This is a genomic window from Pseudomonas sp. JQ36 (assembly GCF_053851495.1).
On record NZ_CM132642.1, the window covers coordinates 1,920,793 to 1,935,957 of the forward strand.

16 protein-coding genes and 1 pseudogene are annotated in these 15,165 nt (G+C 53.5%); 11 read left to right on the top strand and 6 right to left on the bottom strand.

The window, feature by feature from the left end:
• Positions 1 to 3 precede the first annotated feature (3 nt).
• The 5 genes from ACS4NR_RS08485 to ACS4NR_RS08505 all read left to right on the top strand — a co-directional run bounded on the left by ACS4NR_RS08485 (position 4) and on the right by ACS4NR_RS08505 (position 5,163).
• Positions 4 to 978: a tetratricopeptide repeat protein gene (locus tag ACS4NR_RS08485; RefSeq protein ID WP_183779994.1), complete on the top strand. Its 975-nt coding sequence runs from the start codon at positions 4 to 6 to the stop codon at positions 976 to 978.
• 183 nt (positions 979 to 1,161) lie between these two features.
• Positions 1,162 to 2,082 carry a tetratricopeptide repeat protein gene (locus ACS4NR_RS08490; RefSeq protein ID WP_456019702.1) on the top strand — a complete coding sequence of 307 codons (921 nt, stop codon included), beginning with the start codon at positions 1,162 to 1,164 and terminating at the stop codon, positions 2,080 to 2,082.
• A gap of 5 nt (positions 2,083 to 2,087) precedes the next feature.
• A complete protein-coding gene (locus ACS4NR_RS08495) occupies positions 2,088 to 3,056 on the top strand; it encodes a tetratricopeptide repeat protein (RefSeq protein WP_456019703.1) in 969 nt (322 codons plus the stop codon).
• On the top strand, positions 3,002 to 4,030 hold the full coding sequence (locus ACS4NR_RS08500; protein WP_456019704.1) for a tetratricopeptide repeat protein: 1,029 nt from the start codon (positions 3,002 to 3,004) through the stop codon (positions 4,028 to 4,030). Before ACS4NR_RS08495 ends, ACS4NR_RS08500 begins: the two co-directional genes overlap by 55 nt.
• A 158-nt stretch (positions 4,031 to 4,188) precedes the next feature.
• Positions 4,189 to 5,163, top strand: a complete 975-nt coding sequence (locus ACS4NR_RS08505) for a tetratricopeptide repeat protein (RefSeq protein WP_456019705.1) — start codon at positions 4,189 to 4,191, stop codon at positions 5,161 to 5,163.
• A gap of 95 nt (positions 5,164 to 5,258) precedes the next feature.
• On the opposite strand, the gene ACS4NR_RS08510 is transcribed toward ACS4NR_RS08505, so the two are convergent.
• On the bottom strand, positions 5,259 to 5,564 hold the full coding sequence (locus tag ACS4NR_RS08510; protein WP_456019706.1) for a hypothetical protein: 306 nt from the start codon (positions 5,562 to 5,564) through the stop codon (positions 5,259 to 5,261).
• A gap of 490 nt (positions 5,565 to 6,054) precedes the next feature.
• Here ACS4NR_RS08510 and ACS4NR_RS08515 point away from each other — a divergent pair, with 490 nt between their 5' ends.
• Both ACS4NR_RS08515 and ACS4NR_RS08520 read left to right on the top strand, forming a co-directional pair.
• Complete coding sequence (locus ACS4NR_RS08515; RefSeq protein WP_456019707.1) at positions 6,055 to 6,324, top strand: DUF2790 domain-containing protein; 270 nt, start codon at positions 6,055 to 6,057, stop codon at positions 6,322 to 6,324.
• Between the two features lie 90 nt (positions 6,325 to 6,414).
• Positions 6,415 to 6,813: a hypothetical protein gene (locus tag ACS4NR_RS08520; RefSeq protein ID WP_456019708.1), complete on the top strand. Its 399-nt coding sequence runs from the start codon at positions 6,415 to 6,417 to the stop codon at positions 6,811 to 6,813.
• Here ACS4NR_RS08520 and ACS4NR_RS08525 read toward each other — a convergent pair.
• Positions 6,810 to 7,079: a DUF1652 domain-containing protein gene (locus ACS4NR_RS08525; RefSeq protein WP_456019710.1), complete on the bottom strand. Its 270-nt coding sequence runs from the start codon at positions 7,077 to 7,079 to the stop codon at positions 6,810 to 6,812. The genes ACS4NR_RS08520 and ACS4NR_RS08525 overlap by 4 nt on opposite strands.
• A gap of 370 nt (positions 7,080 to 7,449) precedes the next feature.
• Between ACS4NR_RS08525 and eco the strand changes: the two genes are divergently transcribed.
• Together eco and ACS4NR_RS08535 are read left to right on the top strand one after the other, a co-directional pair.
• A complete protein-coding gene (gene eco / locus ACS4NR_RS08530) occupies positions 7,450 to 7,935 on the top strand; it encodes a serine protease inhibitor ecotin (protein ID WP_456019711.1) in 486 nt (161 codons plus the stop codon).
• Positions 7,936 to 7,957: 22 nt separating this feature from the next.
• Positions 7,958 to 8,263 carry an NIPSNAP family protein gene (locus tag ACS4NR_RS08535; protein ID WP_003225174.1) on the top strand — a complete coding sequence of 102 codons (306 nt, stop codon included), beginning with the start codon at positions 7,958 to 7,960 and terminating at the stop codon, positions 8,261 to 8,263.
• Positions 8,264 to 8,293: 30 nt separating this feature from the next.
• On the opposite strand, the pseudogene ilvA reads toward ACS4NR_RS08535, so the two are convergent.
• Positions 8,294 to 9,289, bottom strand: a pseudogene (ilvA, locus tag ACS4NR_RS08540) (threonine ammonia-lyase, biosynthetic); the annotation flags it as partial.
• Between the two features lie 351 nt (positions 9,290 to 9,640).
• Here ilvA and ACS4NR_RS08545 point away from each other — a divergent pair.
• A complete protein-coding gene (locus tag ACS4NR_RS08545; protein WP_166495849.1) occupies positions 9,641 to 9,976 on the top strand; it encodes a DUF2834 domain-containing protein in 336 nt (111 codons plus the stop codon).
• Positions 9,977 to 10,122: 146 nt separating this feature from the next.
• On the opposite strand, the gene ACS4NR_RS08550 is transcribed toward ACS4NR_RS08545, so the two are convergent.
• On the bottom strand, positions 10,123 to 11,046 hold the full coding sequence (locus ACS4NR_RS08550; RefSeq protein ID WP_456019712.1) for a magnesium transporter CorA family protein: 924 nt from the start codon (positions 11,044 to 11,046) through the stop codon (positions 10,123 to 10,125).
• Positions 11,047 to 11,053: 7 nt separating this feature from the next.
• Positions 11,054 to 12,628 carry a RimK family protein gene (locus ACS4NR_RS08555; RefSeq protein ID WP_456019713.1) on the bottom strand — a complete coding sequence of 525 codons (1,575 nt, stop codon included), beginning with the start codon at positions 12,626 to 12,628 and terminating at the stop codon, positions 11,054 to 11,056.
• A gap of 92 nt (positions 12,629 to 12,720) precedes the next feature.
• On the opposite strand from ACS4NR_RS08555, the gene ACS4NR_RS08560 reads away from it, so the two are divergent.
• Positions 12,721 to 13,839, top strand: a complete 1,119-nt coding sequence (locus ACS4NR_RS08560) for a peptidase C39 family protein (RefSeq protein ID WP_456019715.1) — start codon at positions 12,721 to 12,723, stop codon at positions 13,837 to 13,839.
• Positions 13,840 to 13,970: 131 nt separating this feature from the next.
• Here the strand turns inward: ACS4NR_RS08560 and ACS4NR_RS08565 are convergent, their stop codons facing one another.
• Positions 13,971 to 15,116: a PQQ-dependent sugar dehydrogenase gene (locus ACS4NR_RS08565; RefSeq protein ID WP_456019716.1), complete on the bottom strand. Its 1,146-nt coding sequence runs from the start codon at positions 15,114 to 15,116 to the stop codon at positions 13,971 to 13,973.
• Positions 15,117 to 15,165: the final 49 nt, after the last annotated feature.

Consider the following 15,165-nt stretch of genomic DNA (forward strand, 5'->3'; position numbering starts at 1 on the left):
CTTATGTCAATCAAATCCATATTGTGCGCAGGATTATTTACCCTGACATTATGCAGCCAAGTGCATGCCGATCTTTCTTCATCACAAAAAGAGGCAAAAGAGAGAGGATTGGTACTTTATAACCAATACAAACCCGCAGCCGCAGAATTAAAAATTGCTGCAGAAGCAGGAGACGCCGAGGCGCAATATTATTTAGCGGAAGAACTTCGACAGCAAAAACAATACATTACTTCCGAGGCTCAAAAATGGTATGAATCTGCTGCTTTGCAAGGCGATTTGTACGCAATGTTAAGACTTGCGACATCAAACAATGACTTATGCGAGGTCATGAATAATTGTCCTCAAGGCTCGAAAAAACGCGCCGACTGGTTAGAATTATTAAATAAAGAGACCGTACGAAAGTCAGACGATGGTGACGGTGAGGCGATGTATATTAAATATCTGTCTTCTGGGAAATTAGAGTGGCTGGAAAAATCCGCAACAGCTAACTTCGCCAGAGGGCAGTGGCTTTTGGCAAATCGCTACAAAGAAGGTGAAAAATTTTTTCTGCCTTGGAAACGAACGGAAGAAGTCGGACGTTGGTTAAAAGCATCAGCTGAAAATGGTTTTCCCGCAGGAATGCTTGAATACTCCGCATTTCTTTATGAAAACGGCGGCGATATCGGGGTAGCCCGACATTGGATAGAAGAGGCGGCAAAAACGGGGTATGAGTCTGGCGTTAGTAGCTACGGAGCTTATCTTGCTCATGCCCCTTCTCTATATGATTTCCCGCTTGACCTAGTAAAAGGCTACGCACTGACATCGTTACTGAAGGAACTCGATGGCGGTGGAAACATACAGCCTTACGTAGATGAAGTTCTGCCGGAAATTGCTGAAAAAATGAGTGCTGAGCAGCTAATAGAAGCCAAGGTATTCGCTCAGCAGTGGAAAAGCACACATCCACCTCTATCCTTTTATCCCGGAAAATATGGATTTTGACAAAAAAGTCTTTATTGCGCCAAAGGAACGCATTTTAGAAAAATACTGTGTAAGCACGAAAACAGCTACATACCAAAATCGTCAGCAAGATACTCAGCTCCAGCGAGCAAACCAAATTGAAATTTATAAAATTATTCAACACCTCTCTTTGTATTTTCTTCATATTGCTCTGCAACACTGCGAATGCCGCTCTCACCCAGCAGCAAGAAGAAGCCAAAAAAAAAAGGTATTGAACTTTACAATCAATACAAGGCTATTTCTGCAATCGAACCACTCAAAATAGCGGCCGAAGGCGGTGATGATGAAGCACTTTATTATCTGGGTGAGGCATTAAGAAAAAACAACCGCTTCATGACTCCGGAAGCTAAAAAAGCATATGAAAGTTCCGCAAGAAAGGGGAATATCTACTCTATGATTCGCCTCGGGAGAATTGGAGACGACTTGTGTTCAACCATGAAAAACTGTCCACCGGGTGAAGAATCTCCTAGCAGTTGGGTAATCAAAGCTAAAAGCCTTGCAACTCAACGATCAACGCAGGGAGATAGCGAATCAATGTACCTGTTATATGAAATGACAGGGAACGATGACTGGTTGGAGAAATCAGCAGAGAACGGATTCGCATTTGCACAGTTCCGTCTGGCGACTAAATACCAGGAAGGAAGTGGTTCATTTTTACTACCCTCTAGGCGCAACCAAGCTATCGAACGATGGATGAAGGCCTCTGCGGAAAATGGTTACCCACCTGCGATGATGGGATTAGCCGCGATCATGATCGAAAAAAAAGATTTAGCCTCGTTCAGAAGCTGGAACGAAAAAGCAGCTGAGTCGAGCTTCGTAGAAGGTGTATTTGGATATGCATCCTACATAGGCGAAGAGAACTCAAAATACGGCTTCGTATTCGACCCGATAAAATCACATGCTTTACTGTCAAACCTGCTGGAACTTAATGGCGGAGGCAATGTAATACGAGACGTCAATGACACCTTGCCCGATATAGAAAAAAACATGTCAAAAGCACAAATAGAAATAGCGAAAGACCTCGCAAAAACGTGGAAGGCCAACCACCCGCCTCTCTCGTTCTACCCTGACAAGCTAGGATATTAATTTTAGTGAGCGTATATTTTCGGATCTTAGCGATAGTTATTTCTGCGCTCACCGAAACGTGCGCAGTCGCAGCACAAGAAAACGGATTGAGCAAGGGAATAACTTTATACAACCAGCTAAAAATAGACTCTGCTATAGCTGAACTAAAAAAAGAAGCACAGTCGGGAATCTCGGAATCACAATACTATTTAGGAGAGGCTCTTCGAAAGCGCAATCGCTACATGACTTCAGAAGCTAAAGAATGGTATGAGGCCGCTGCTGCGCAAGAAAATTTATATGCCATGATTCAGTTGGGGCGGAGTGGCAACGATCTTTGCAAAGTAATGAGTAATTGCCCTGATTCCGGTAAACCTCCTGTCGACTGGCTGAAAAATGCTCGTGCGCTTGCGGAACCTTTGGCAGAAAAAGGTGACGCGGAGGCCATGTACGTAATGTATGAAATTACATTGAATCGTGATTGGTTAGAAAAGTCTGCAAATGCCGGCAATCCAGATGCACAATTCTGGATGGCAATTGGTGACAAGCAAGGTGAGGGCTTCTTACTTCCCTGGAAACGTAAGGAGGCAGTGGGAAATTGGTTTAAAGCATCCGCAGAAGGAGGAAATCCTCGAGCCATGATGGAGTATGCCGCTTACCTTTATGAGAATGAAGGTGATCTTAAAGTTGCTCGGCATTGGATAAAAGTAGCGGCTGAGAAAGGATACAAAAGCGGCGTGAGCAGTTACGGTGCTTATTTAGCGCATGCTCCCGAACGATTTGGCTTCGAACTAGACTTGGTTAAAGGTTACGCTATCACTTCGCTTTTAAAAGATCTTGATGGCGGGGGCAACGTGCAGGTCTACGTCGAGGAAGTTCTTCCGGAAATCGCAGAAAAAATGACCTCTCAGCAAATAAAAGAAGCGGAAGACTTTGCCATTCAATGGAAGAAATCTCATCCGCCACTTTCGTTTTTTCCAGACAAACTAAGTCGCTGATTTTGATGAAAGCGTTAACATTTCTATTAGCTGCTTCACTTTTTACCATCTGTAAAGCCACCCCATTAAAACAGCAAGAACAAGTAGTCTCGCCGGGCGTAGTCCTATATAACCAACTAAAAATCGACGCAGCTTTTCCCGCATTAGAAAAAGAAGCAAAATCTGGAAATACAACCTCGCAATATTACTTGGGTGAGGCTATTCGAAAACGTAATGGCTACATGACTCCAGAGGCACTTCACTGGTACGAGTCCGCAGCAGAAAATAACAATGTATATGCAATAATCCAACTTGGACGATTCAAAAGTGAACCCTGCCAAGAAATACGCGACTGCTCACCATCAAAAAAAACACAAGCAGAATGGTTTGAACTAGCTAATGAGCTAGTTTTGCCAAAAGCACAAAAAGGTGACCCTGAATCCCTGTATCTGATGTATGAGATCACTCTTAATCGTGAATGGCTAGAGAAATCCGCAAATGCGGGATATCCGACTGCACAATATTGGATGGCTGTAAGCGAACGCCAAGGTGAAGGTTTTTTCTTGATTCCTGGAAAACACGAGGCCTCTATCAAAAAATGGCTACTACTTTCTTCCGAGGGCGGACACCCAAAAGCAATGATGGATTATCTACAAATTTTATTCGAAGAAGGAGATGTCGTAGGCATGCGCCACTGGCTTGAAACTGCAGCAGCGACTGGCGATCAAGCCGCCATAAGCAATTACGGCGCCTACATAGCGCATACACCAGACAAAATAGGCTACCCACTAGACTTGGTCAAAGGTTATGCGCTATTCACGCTTCTTAAGGAGCTTGAGGACAGTGGCGGAATCGGGAGATATGTTGAGAGAAAAAGTGAGGAAATACGCGAAAAAATGACATCAGAACAAACTGAAAAGTCACTAGAAGTGGCAAAAGACTGGAAAGCCACTCATCCACCACTTTCTTTTTTTCCAGACAAGCTTGGCAATTAATCCAGATTATTTATAGACTTCTCGAAATATTTATGGATTGTAGGCCGCCTGCATTTTCTGCCAACTTACAATCATTTTTTATTACCTCCTTTTAGCAACCCATACAGTTCCGACCCGGGAATCTGAAGGAGCAAAATAAAATATCACGCAGAATACTCATGACAACCAGAATAATTTTCACTTTATTATTACTGCTGCCACTTGGCTGTCACGCAAACACCCAGATAACGCCGAACCAAATCTCCGCAAAACAACAAGGCATAAATCTATACAATCAATACAAAGCCACCTCAGCAATCCCGTTCTTAACAACCGCTGCAGAATCGGGCGACCACGAAGCTCAATATTATTTAGGTGAGGCTCTTCGTAAGAAAAACCATTACATGAATAAGGAAGCAAAGAAATGGTATGAAGCGTCAGCAGGTCAGAACGATCTTTATGCTATGATCCAATTGGGCCGTATTGAGCATGACATGTGCGAAATCTCTAACGACTGCTCTCCTTCGCAGAAGCCGGCAATAGAGTGGTTAAACCAAGCAAAACAATTAGCCCAACAAAAAGCAAATTCTGGCGACGCAGAAGCGATGTACATAATGTATGAAATCACTCTAGATGATACTTGGCTAGAACGATCTGCAACTTCAGGAAATGCTCTTGCACAATACTGGCTTGCCACTTCACTTAAGCAAGGTGAGGGATTTTTGCTACCATGGAAGCGAAGTGAGGCAGTTGAAAAATGGTACAAACTTTCAGCTAAAGGCGGCAACCCTAGATCAATGATGGAGTTGGCTGCTCTTCTTTTTGAGAAAGGAGATATTGAAGGCTTCCGACATTGGAATGAGCAAGCCGCAGTATCAGGTTACGCAGAGTCCATATATGGATACGGTTCATACCTGGCTCACGAGCCCGACACCTATGGCTTTCCGTATGACCCTGTAAAGGGATACTCGCTTATTTTTTCTCTAAGTAGCTTGGATGGCGGGGGCGGAATGCAGGAAAATGTTAAATACAAGCTTCCCCTCATTGCTTCCAAGTTGACCCCTTCGCAAATATTAGAAGCTAAAGAGCAATCAAAAAAATGGATATCCATCCACCCTCCCCTGTCCTTCTTCCCTGACAAGCTAAGCCGTTAGCTTGTTTTATACGAATACAAGGGCACGAGAATCATACAAACGGGAGGAGTAGATAGCGTGAGGTTCGTCCAACGCGATCCCACTCCCGTTCTCAGTCAAGGCATCAAAACCGGCGCCTTCCAATCCAGCATCTGTTGCTGCGCCACCTGCAGCAAATCATTGCCGTCCTGAGCCAGCAGGTACAGCGCATGGGTAATGTGTGGAATGTCCTGAACATCGCCATGGCGGAAGCACATGCAGTGCAGGGTTTCGAGCAGGTCGCTGCAGGCGCGGATGCGCTGGACGGCGGACTCGAGGATGTCTTGGGGGTTGGCTTGGGTGTCGATGACCATTGGCGCGCTGTCGGTGACGCCGCTGTTGAGCGGGTGATAGCGGTTTGGAAGCGGATTTAGTATTGGCATACTGATTACTCAACTGTATTAGAGGGTATCCGCCAACACCGTGACCAAACGGTGGGAGGCGGCCGTGTACAGGCTTGGTCAACCGAGAACAGTTCAAACTCAGCTCGCCCGAAGGCGTCCTGCACACAGCCGCCACAGCAGTGCACTTTACGAACATGAGTGTCCGTAGTGCAAATGAAGGCACATATGCAATGAACTCTTCTCAGGTGACCAAACCCGAATCGCTGATTTTGCAGCGACGCCAAACCATACCCGCCCTGCTCCCACCGCCGAAAGCAGACAAGGCATCACCCCTTGTAGGAATCGGCACCGCATCCCCGAGAAATCATCCCTCCGCCAGACAGCCGGCATTCAGCCCGGTTAACCATCGCTTAACGCCGTAGTCCAAGACTGTACTGAACCGCACACCTCAGCCCCTGGCTGACGCCGAGTGCGGCAGGTTCGGCTGTATGGCGCCGAACGCTTATTCCGTCGCACGGGAGTCTGATTCATGAACATTCGCACGCTATTGCTCACCTCCGCCCTCGCCTGCACCGCGTTCGCCGGGCTGGCTCAGGCCAATGACACCAACGCTGCTACCCAGCCCGTTCCTTACCAGTACGGCATGCCGTTGCATGTGAACAAAGTGATCTCGCTGACCGAGCCACAGACTCAGCAGTGCAAGGTCATCACCGCTGACATGAAGTACATCGACAATGCAGGCAAGCCGGCGGAAATCACCTACCGGAAAATGTCTGACGCCTGCAGCTTCCAGAACTGACAGAAGGCTCTGATTTGCGGCTTTGCGGTAGGCGGTGAAGGGCTCGAGGGTTATGCTCGGGATCACTTCTCACTGCCGCAAGGACTCGCCATGCAGTTGTCGTTTCGCACGTTGTCGATCATCACATCTTTGTTGTGTTTCGTGCTGGCGCTGGCTTGGGGCTTTTTCCCGCAGGTGTTGCTGGCGATCTGGAGCATTGAGTACTCGAGCGCTGCCGGTTTTGTTGCGCGGCGCAGTGCGGTGCTGTTTGCGGCGTTGGGGGTGATGTTTTATCTGGTGCGCAGCGCGCCGCCGTCGCTGGGTCGCAATGCCCTGAGTAACGGGTTTATCGTCGGTTGTTTTGGTCTGGCGGTGCTGGGGTTTAGCGAATGGCTTAACGGCCATGCCGGCCCCGGGATTCTGCTCGCGGTGCTGGTCGAGTTCGCGCTGGGCCTTGGTTTTGTGCAGGCCCGGCGCGTGACGGTCGAACTGGGTGAAACGGTGAGTTAAAGCGCTCTGGAGCGAGGGCTGTAATGCTGTGGCGCGGTTTGTAGTGCCAGATCCGAACGCAGGCCGGCAATCAGTTCGTTGATCTCGCGACAGCCGTTGAGATGGCTGGCGTCGATACCGCTGACGTGCAGATCAACCTGGTCAGTCCGGTGGTCGCCGAAGACTTTGACGGTCATCGACAAGTCGGGCGACAGCGTGCACTGGCAGCGTTTAGGCAGAAAACTGCTTTCAATGATATTGCGTAGTTCCAAGGCAGACAGAAACATGGTGAACCTCTCCTTATTGATGAAACTGCCAATCAACTCTTCACGTTGACCGCTTTTGCTGCCCCTGCACGGGTGTGTCCCCGCTGATTCCCTGGTGCGGCAAACGGTTGTACTGCGAAATGCCCATTGGAGTGTAGGCGCCCGACGCCGGTGCGCTGCACTAAAGCGACGCATAAAACGTGCCTTTCATCGGGACGTTTCGCCCCTTGTGAAATCAAGTACTTGGCGCGGTGGCCAGCAGTTGGCCAGTTGCAAAATGCAAGATCGCCCCTCTTGGGTACTGCAATTTGCAAGTCGATGCCGGTTTGCATTCATCGCTGATGACAGTGAGAATGCCCGTCATCCACCCTACACTCGCCAGGAGGCTTTCATGGGTTCTTTACGCGCTCGCGCGACAATCGGTCTGCTCGTTGCCGGCCTGTCCACCCTCGCCCATGCGGCCAAACTCGAAGACGTCGCGCCGTATCCCAAGGCGGAAAACGGCTTTACTCGCCAGGTCATCCACCTGCCCAAGCAGGACCAGGAAGAGAACTTCCAGGTTGAAGTTCTCGCTGGCAAAACCCTGGAAGTCGACTGTAATCGCCAGCGCCTGGGCGGCGCTCTGGACGAGAAAAACCTCGAAGGCTGGGGCTATCCGTTCTATCGACTGGAAAAAGTCATTGGCCCGATGAGTACCATGATGGCTTGCCCGCCCGGCACGCAGAAGAAGCGCGCTTTTGTCCCGGTCGTCGGTGACGGCTTCATGCTGCGCTACAACAGCAAGCTGCCGCTGGTGATCTACGCCCCGAAAGATGTCGAGGTGCGCTATCGCGTCTGGTCGGCCTCGGACAAGGTCGGCACGGCCATCGTGGAATGACCTGAAACAGGGAGCACCAAACGTGATTACCTGCCATGTGCGATACGTGATCGATCCGTACCAACTGACCGAGTTCGAAGCCTATGCCAAGGCCTGGTTGGGCATCGTCGAGCGCTTGGGCGGCACGCATCACGGCTATTTCCTGCCCTCCGAGGGCGCGAGCAACATCGCTTATTGCCTGTTCAGCTTTCCCTCACTGGCCGATTACGAAAGCTACCGGCACATCGCGCTGACCGACCCGGAAAGCACGGCGCTGGTGGAATCACTGGTGCAGAAGAAATTCATCGTCAGCTACGAGCGCAGTTTCCTGCGCCCACTGCTGCCCTGAGTGTTATCACGCCGGGACGCCGCACACCGCGGCGCGCTCGGCGACATGGCGCAGGCTGTCGAAGTTGATATTCGCGCCGGAGTCGATCGCGACGAAGGTTTGCTCGCGAACACCGCTGCGCGCCACGTATTGCTTGATACCGGCCACCGCCAATGCCCCGGAAGGCTCGGTGATCGAGCGGGTATCGTCGTAAATATTCTTGATCGCCGCGCACAGTTCGTCATTGCTGACGGTGACCACCTCGTCCACGCAAAATCTGCACACTTCAAATCCATAAGCGCCGATCTGCGCCACCGCCACGCCATCAGCGAACGTTCCGACACTGGACAACACAACGCGCGCATCCACTTGTAGCGCCGCCTTCAGGCAGGCCGAGTGCTCCGACTCGACACCGATGATCCGCACCTCCGGTCGCAGGTATTTGACGTACGCCGCAATGCCGGCGATCAGGCCGCCACCGCCGACCGGAACGAAGATCGCATCCAGCGGCCCCTGATGCTGACGGAGGATTTCCATGGCCACCGTGCCTTGGCCGGCGATTACGTCCGGGTCGTCGAATGGAGAGACAAAAGTGCGCCCGGTTTGCTCGGCCAGTTGCAGCGCATAGGCCAGGGCAAACGGAAAACTCTCGCCGTGCAGCAGCGCTTCGGCGCCACGACTTCGCACCCCAAGCACCTTGAGTTCGGGCGTGGTCGAGGGCATGACGATGGTCGCCGCGATTCCCAGCTCCCGCGCCGCCAGCGCAACGCCTTGGGCATGATTGCCCGCCGAGGCGGTGATCACCCCGCGAGCTTTCTGCGCATAGCTCAATTGCATCAGCTTGTTGTAGGCGCCACGGATCTTGAAGGAGAACGTCGGTTGCAGGTCTTCGCGCTTGAGCAGGATCCGGTTGCCCAGCACCTCGGACAGCGCCGGCGCCGTTTGCAACGGAGTGCGCACGGCAATGTCGTAGACCGGCGCGGCGAGGATCCTTTTCACGTACTGCTCAAGCAGGGCTTGCTGGTCGGGGCTGTATTTCATCGTCATCTCCGGGCGCTCTGTGTAGGAGCTGCCGGAGGCTGCGATCTCTTGATCTTGCTTTTGATTTGAGCAAAACAAAGTCAAAAGATTGCAGCCTTCGGCAGCTCCTACAGGGAGCGTTCGTTGTTAAAACCCCGGAGACAGAAAATGAAAACCCGCCTCTAGGGCGGGTTGGGTGCTGCAGTCGTGAGCTAGCCCGCCAAGTGAGGAATGGCGGTAATAATGCTTGGCTGGCAGCGCAATACGGTGGAAGTCATGGGCCTGAAATTAGCCCGCCGACGACCGGCGAGTCAATGGCTTATTTGACGCTGGCGCTATAGGCTGGCGATTCTGCTCATCACCCCAAGGAAGGAATGCATGATGTCTGTCGCCCTGCCCCTCACCGCGTTGATTGCGTTTACCGGCTACACCGTGTCGGTGATGTTCCAGGCCGAACAGTCGTTGATCGACTTCGGTATCAGCCTGATGTCGCGCCCGGACACGGCGCAGGTGGTGATTGATCTGTATCTGCTGGCGACGCTGGCCGGGGTGTGGATGGTCAAGGATGCCCGGTCGCGAGGGATGTCGGTCTGGTCGGTGGTGCCGTATCTGTTGCTGACGGCGGTGTTTGTGTCGATTGGGCCGTTGTTGTATCTGGTGGTGCGTGGGGTTCGGGAGCGCAGGAAAGTGACTGTGGCAGATCCGGCGAGCTGATCCTGAGCCTCCGGTGCTGCTGAAATAGCTTTCGCGAGCAAGCCCGCTCCCACAAGGGATTTGTGTCAGGCACAGATCCCGAGCCATCCCGCAATCCACTGTGGGAGCGGGCTAGCTCGCGAAGGCGTCAGCTCAAGCCCCATCAATCACTTGGCCAACCGCCGCAACCCAAACAACATCCCCCCCGCCCCCAGCAACATCACCAGCAGAAACACCGGATACGAAATCCACCACGGCGTGCCCGCCGTCATCATGCTGAACTCGGACATCCCGCCAATGCTCGCAATCAGGTTCAACGGCAGAAACACTACGTTGATCAACGTCAGTTTGCGCAGCAGGTTGTTCATGCTGTTGTTCATCAGATTGCCGCGCGCATCGATCAGCCCGGAGAACACCGTGGAGTAGATCTCCGCCTGCTTGTAGCACTGGTTGTTCTCGATGATCAGGTCGTCGATCAGCCCGATCGCCTCGCTGCCGAAATGCTGTTTTTCCGCATGATTGCGCAGCCGCGTCAGCACCGCTCCGTTGCTGTGCAGGGCGTTGATGTAATAGATCAGGCTTTCGCTGAGGTTGAACATCTGCACCAGGTGCTGGTTCTGCATCGAGGCGTTGAATTTCTGTTGCAGCTCGCAGGCCACCAGTTTGATCACCTTGAGGTGGCCAAGGTAATGGTGGATGTTGTTGAACAGCAGATCGAGCAACACATCCAGCGGTGCATTGAGCGGCTGGCGTGTGCCGATGCCGTGCAGCGGCGTGTCGTCGGTCGCGATCACCAGCAATTGGCCGGGCGCAAACAGCAGGCCACAGGACGACACTTCAAACGCCAGGCTGCCACCGCCGGAGTAGTTTTCCGGGCGCTTCCAGATCAGAAACAAATGATCCGGGTGAAACTCGATTCGCGAGACTTCGTCCGGGTCCAGCGCCGAGGCCAGCGCGTGTTCGTCGACCTTGTAATGGCTGTGGAGCAAGTCGCGCTCGGCCGCATCGGGATTGCTGAACAGCATCACCTCGGCGTCCAGCCGCTCGACCCGCTGCAACGCGCCATGACTCAATGCGAAACTGCTGATCATCGGCGCTTCACCAGGCCTGGCCGCGACGTTTGAGCTCCAGCCGTCGCACGAACTCCTCCAGTACCAGTGAATACAGATCGTCCTGCAAGTAGGCGTCTTCAATGCCGGCGTCGAGGTTGGGGTTGTCGTTGACCTCGATTACTACCACTTTGTCGCCAGCCTGTTTCAGGTCCACGCCATAGAGGCCATCGCCAATCAGGTTGGCTGTCTTCACCGCCAGTTCCACCACCGCTCGCGGCGCCTCGTGGACCGCCAAGGTGCGGCACTCGCCGTTGATGTCCTGGCCCTTGGCTTTGTGGTTGTAGATTTGCCAGTGGCCCTTGGACATGAAGTACTGGCAGGCAAAGATCGGTTTACGGTTGAGCACGCCGATGCGCCAGTCGTACTCGGTGTAGAAAAACTCCTGAGCCAGCAGCAACACCGAGTGTTCGAACAGTTCGGCGGTGGCCTCCAGCAGCGCCTGCTGACTTTCAACCTTGATCACTCCGCGAGAAAAACAGCCGTCGGGGATCTTCAACACCAGCGGAAAACCGAGGCGTTCGCCGACCCGTTCGAAATCTTCCGGTCGTTCCTTGTAGAGAATTTCCGTGGCGGGCATGCCTAACTGATGGCTGTTGAGCAGGTCGGTCAGGTAGACCTTGTTGGTGCAACGCAGGATCGACGTCGGATCATCCATGACCACCAGCCCTTCGCTTTCGGCTTTTTTTGCAAAGCGATAGGTGTGGTTGTCGACGCTGGTGGTCTCGCGGATCAGCAAGCCGTCGTACTCGGCGATCCGCGCATAATCCTTGCGTTCGATCAGCTCGACGTCGATGCCCATGCGCTTGCCGACCCGGACGAAATTCTCCAGTGCTTTGGCGTTGGATGGCGGCAAGGCCTCCTGCGGATCGTGCAGGATCGCCAAGTCGTAACGCGCCACTTGTGGCGAGCGTGGTGCCCGCCAGACTTTACGGCTGAACCCGTCCAGCGCATTGGCGAACTGGTCTTCCTGATCGTCACGCAACTTGTGCAGCGCGCCGGACTTTATGCCTTCGATGTGCCAACCGTTAGTTCGCCGAAACTCAACTAACAGGATTGGACAAGGAAACACTTCAAACAACTGTCGAGCCAGATCCTGCAGCGGCTCGATATGAGTCTTGCCGAAGTAAAGAGTCAAGGTGAAACCTTCGGTATCGTTGTACAGATGATGACTGAGGGCTTTTTCCAGGGTTTTATCGAGATCGTCCAGCGCCAGACCGTAAAGCGATTTTTTCGTCAGTTCGCTGATGGTGCGCACCGATGGAATCACCTTGTGGCCGCGGGCTTCAGCCAGTAGCGAGCAGTAGTAACCGTGACCCAGGTACTTGTAGCTGCGGCACAGGTTGATTACCTGCACGCGCTTGCCCGGCTCGCTGTCACGGGTTTGCTCGAGGTATTCCTGAGCCGTGACGATGTCCTCGCTGGGAAAGTACGAGGCCCAGTCTTCCTTGCGTTCGACGATTATCAACACTTGACTGGAAGTTCTGATGGCTGGATTTAAAAAAGTTGCCGCCGGCAAACTTTGCTCGGATACTTCGCGCCAATGACCCTGTACCGCTGACATAGAGATTGATCCGTTGGAGAACAAGACCATTTCTATTAAGCACGAAGTTTTTCGAAAGTCCCGTTTCGTTACGCAACTTTTACGGTGGTCATATGAGTGCTGTTTTTCGTTTGGCGGTAGTTGAAGATCTGCCAGAGCTGCTGGCCCTGGAAATGCAATGTTTCACCACCGACCGGCTCACCAGCCGCAGCTTTCAGTGGATGATTACCCGCGCCCATGCGCAACTGCTGGTCGTCGAGCTTGATGGTCGATTGCTCGGCTACGCACTGGTACTGTTTCATCGCGGCACATCGCTGGCGCGTCTGTACTCGATCGCCATTGCCGGCGAAGCTCGCGGCAGCGGTTTGGGCAAACAGTTGCTGCAACGTATCGAGGCCTGCGCCGTCGAGCATGACTGCGCGTATCTGCGCCTGGAAGTGCGTATCGACAACCCCACCGCCATCGCGCTTTACGAGCGCAACGGCTACCGACGCTTTGCGTTGATTCACGATTACTACGAAGACCATGCCGATGCGCTGCGCCTGGAAAAGCGCATTGTTCAGCACCGTGATTCGCGCAACATCAAGGTGCCCTATTACCCGCAAACCACTGAGTTCACCTGTGGCCCGGCCTGTCTGCTGATGGCCATGGGCGCGCTGCAACCTGAGCGTTTACTGGAGCGGCGTGAGGAATTACAGATCTGGCGTGAAGCGACCACGGTGTTCATGACCTCCGGCCATGGTGGCTGCAGCCCCCAGGGCTTGGCACTGGCGGCCTGGCGACGGGGTTTTAAGGTGCGTTTGCAGCTGAGTATGGCCGGGCCATTGTTCCTCGACGGCGTGCGTGATGAGCATAAGAAAGACGTCATGCGCCTGGTGCACGAGGAGTTCAGCGCACAAATGCAAGAGACCGATATCGAGCGCAAGATTGGCACCCATCTGGATTTGCCGCGCCTGCTACAGGATGGCGGACAGCCGCTGGTGTTAATCAGCAGCTATCGCCTGACCCGCTCCAAGTCACCGCACTGGGTGGTGGTCACCGATTGCGATGAAGATTTTGTGTACCTGCATGATCCCGACGTCGATCACAGCCAGCATCGTCAGCCGATGGACTGCCAGCATGTGCCGGTCAGCCATGGCGAGTTTGAAAAGATGAGCCGGTTTGGGCGCGGGAAATTGCGGGCGGCGGTGGTTTTGTATGCCCGCGCTACGCCAACTATCGTCAGGCTCTAGAGACTTTTTTTGTGGCGAGGGGGCTTGCTCCCGTATGAGTGCGTAGCGCTCACAGGATTTTGGGGCTGCTGCGCAACCCAGCGGGAGCAAGCTCCCTCGCCACAGGACATCTGTGAAAACTTGAAGTGAAGTTACTTCAGGCCGATCTTGTAAAGTGCACCGTCCTGCTCATCCGTCAGCACGTACAGGTAGCCATCCGGCCCCTGCCGCACATCACGAATCCGCTGTTTCAGTTCACCCAACAGCCGCTCTTCGTGCACCACCTTGTCCCCGTCAAACTGCAAGCGGATCAGCTCCTGACTGACCAGCGCACCGATAAACAGGTTCTGCTGCCAAGGCTTGAAGCGGTCAGCGTCATAGAACGCCATCCCGCTGACACCGGGTGATTTCTCCCAGACATGGTGCGGATCAACGGCGCCCTCGACGCTCTTGCCCTTGGCTTCCGGGATCGGTTGCAGCGAATAATTGATGCCGTGGGTAGCGAGCGGCCAACCGTAGTTTTTGCCGCGCTCGATGATGTTCACTTCATCGCCGCCACGGGGGCCGTGTTCGTTCTCCCAGAGGGTGCCATTCCACGGATTAAGCGCCGCGCCCTGCGGGTTGCGCTGGCCGTACGACCAGATTTCCGGACGCACGCCGGACTGGCCTACAAACGGGTTGTCATCCGGCACCTTGCCGTCGGGGAAGATCCGCACGACCTTGCCTTGCAGCTTGTCGAGATCCTGCGCGGTCGGACGGTCGTTGTTTTCGCCCAGAGTGATGAACAGGTAACCGTCGCGGTCGAACACCAGTCGTGAGCCGAAATGGTTACCGGTCGAGAGCTTCGGTTCCTGACGGAAGATCACCTTGAAATCACTGATCGTCTTCAGATCATCCGACAGCCTGCCTCGGCCCACCGCCGTTCCAGCCTTGTCCCCGGCACCACCGCCCTCGGCGTAGGACACGTACACCAGTCGATCCTGTTTGAAGTCCGGCGACAGCACCACATCGAGCAAACCGCCCTGGCCCTTGGCCCAGACCTTGGGCACGCCACTGATGGGCTCTGAACGCTTGCCGTCGGCTGTAATCACCCGCAGGTTGCCCGGGCGCTCGGTCACCAGCATTCCCTGACGATCCGGCAGAAATGCCAGCGCCCAGGGATGCTCGAGGCCTTGGGTGATCGTGGTGACTTCAAGGGTGCCTTGCTCGCTTTGCAACTCTTTAGGGGCAGCGGCAAAGGCAGGCGCGCTGATCAACGCGCCGGCACACAGCGTGGCTAGAAGGGTTTTACGCAACATGCACGATTCCTTTTGTTCATTTCGAAGGCTGACAGGCGCTCAGGCCTGA

Bases quoted from the DNA above. Each gene is read 5' to 3' on its own strand.
- ACS4NR_RS08485 (WP_183779994.1), top strand. From the start codon at position 4: ATGTCAATCAAATCCATATTGTGCGCAGGATTATTTACCCTGACATTA.
- ACS4NR_RS08490 (WP_456019702.1), top strand. From the start codon at position 1,162: ATGCCGCTCTCACCCAGCAGCAAGAAGAAGCCAAAAAAAAAAGGTATT.
- ACS4NR_RS08500 (WP_456019704.1), top strand. From the start codon at position 3,002: ATGGAAGAAATCTCATCCGCCACTTTCGTTTTTTCCAGACAAACTAAG.
- ACS4NR_RS08505 (WP_456019705.1), top strand. From the start codon at position 4,189: ATGACAACCAGAATAATTTTCACTTTATTATTACTGCTGCCACTTGGC.
- ACS4NR_RS08510 (WP_456019706.1), bottom strand. From the start codon at position 5,564: ATGCCAATACTAAATCCGCTTCCAAACCGCTATCACCCGCTCAACAGC.
- ACS4NR_RS08515 (WP_456019707.1), top strand. From the start codon at position 6,055: ATGAACATTCGCACGCTATTGCTCACCTCCGCCCTCGCCTGCACCGCG.
- ACS4NR_RS08520 (WP_456019708.1), top strand. From the start codon at position 6,415: ATGCAGTTGTCGTTTCGCACGTTGTCGATCATCACATCTTTGTTGTGT.
- ACS4NR_RS08525 (WP_456019710.1), bottom strand. From the start codon at position 7,079: ATGTTTCTGTCTGCCTTGGAACTACGCAATATCATTGAAAGCAGTTTT.
- eco (WP_456019711.1), top strand. From the start codon at position 7,450: ATGGGTTCTTTACGCGCTCGCGCGACAATCGGTCTGCTCGTTGCCGGC.
- ACS4NR_RS08545 (WP_166495849.1), top strand. From the start codon at position 9,641: ATGATGTCTGTCGCCCTGCCCCTCACCGCGTTGATTGCGTTTACCGGC.
- ACS4NR_RS08550 (WP_456019712.1), bottom strand. From the start codon at position 11,046: ATGATCAGCAGTTTCGCATTGAGTCATGGCGCGTTGCAGCGGGTCGAG.
- ACS4NR_RS08555 (WP_456019713.1), bottom strand. From the start codon at position 12,628: ATGTCAGCGGTACAGGGTCATTGGCGCGAAGTATCCGAGCAAAGTTTG.
- ACS4NR_RS08560 (WP_456019715.1), top strand. From the start codon at position 12,721: ATGAGTGCTGTTTTTCGTTTGGCGGTAGTTGAAGATCTGCCAGAGCTG.
- ACS4NR_RS08565 (WP_456019716.1), bottom strand. From the start codon at position 15,116: ATGTTGCGTAAAACCCTTCTAGCCACGCTGTGTGCCGGCGCGTTGATC.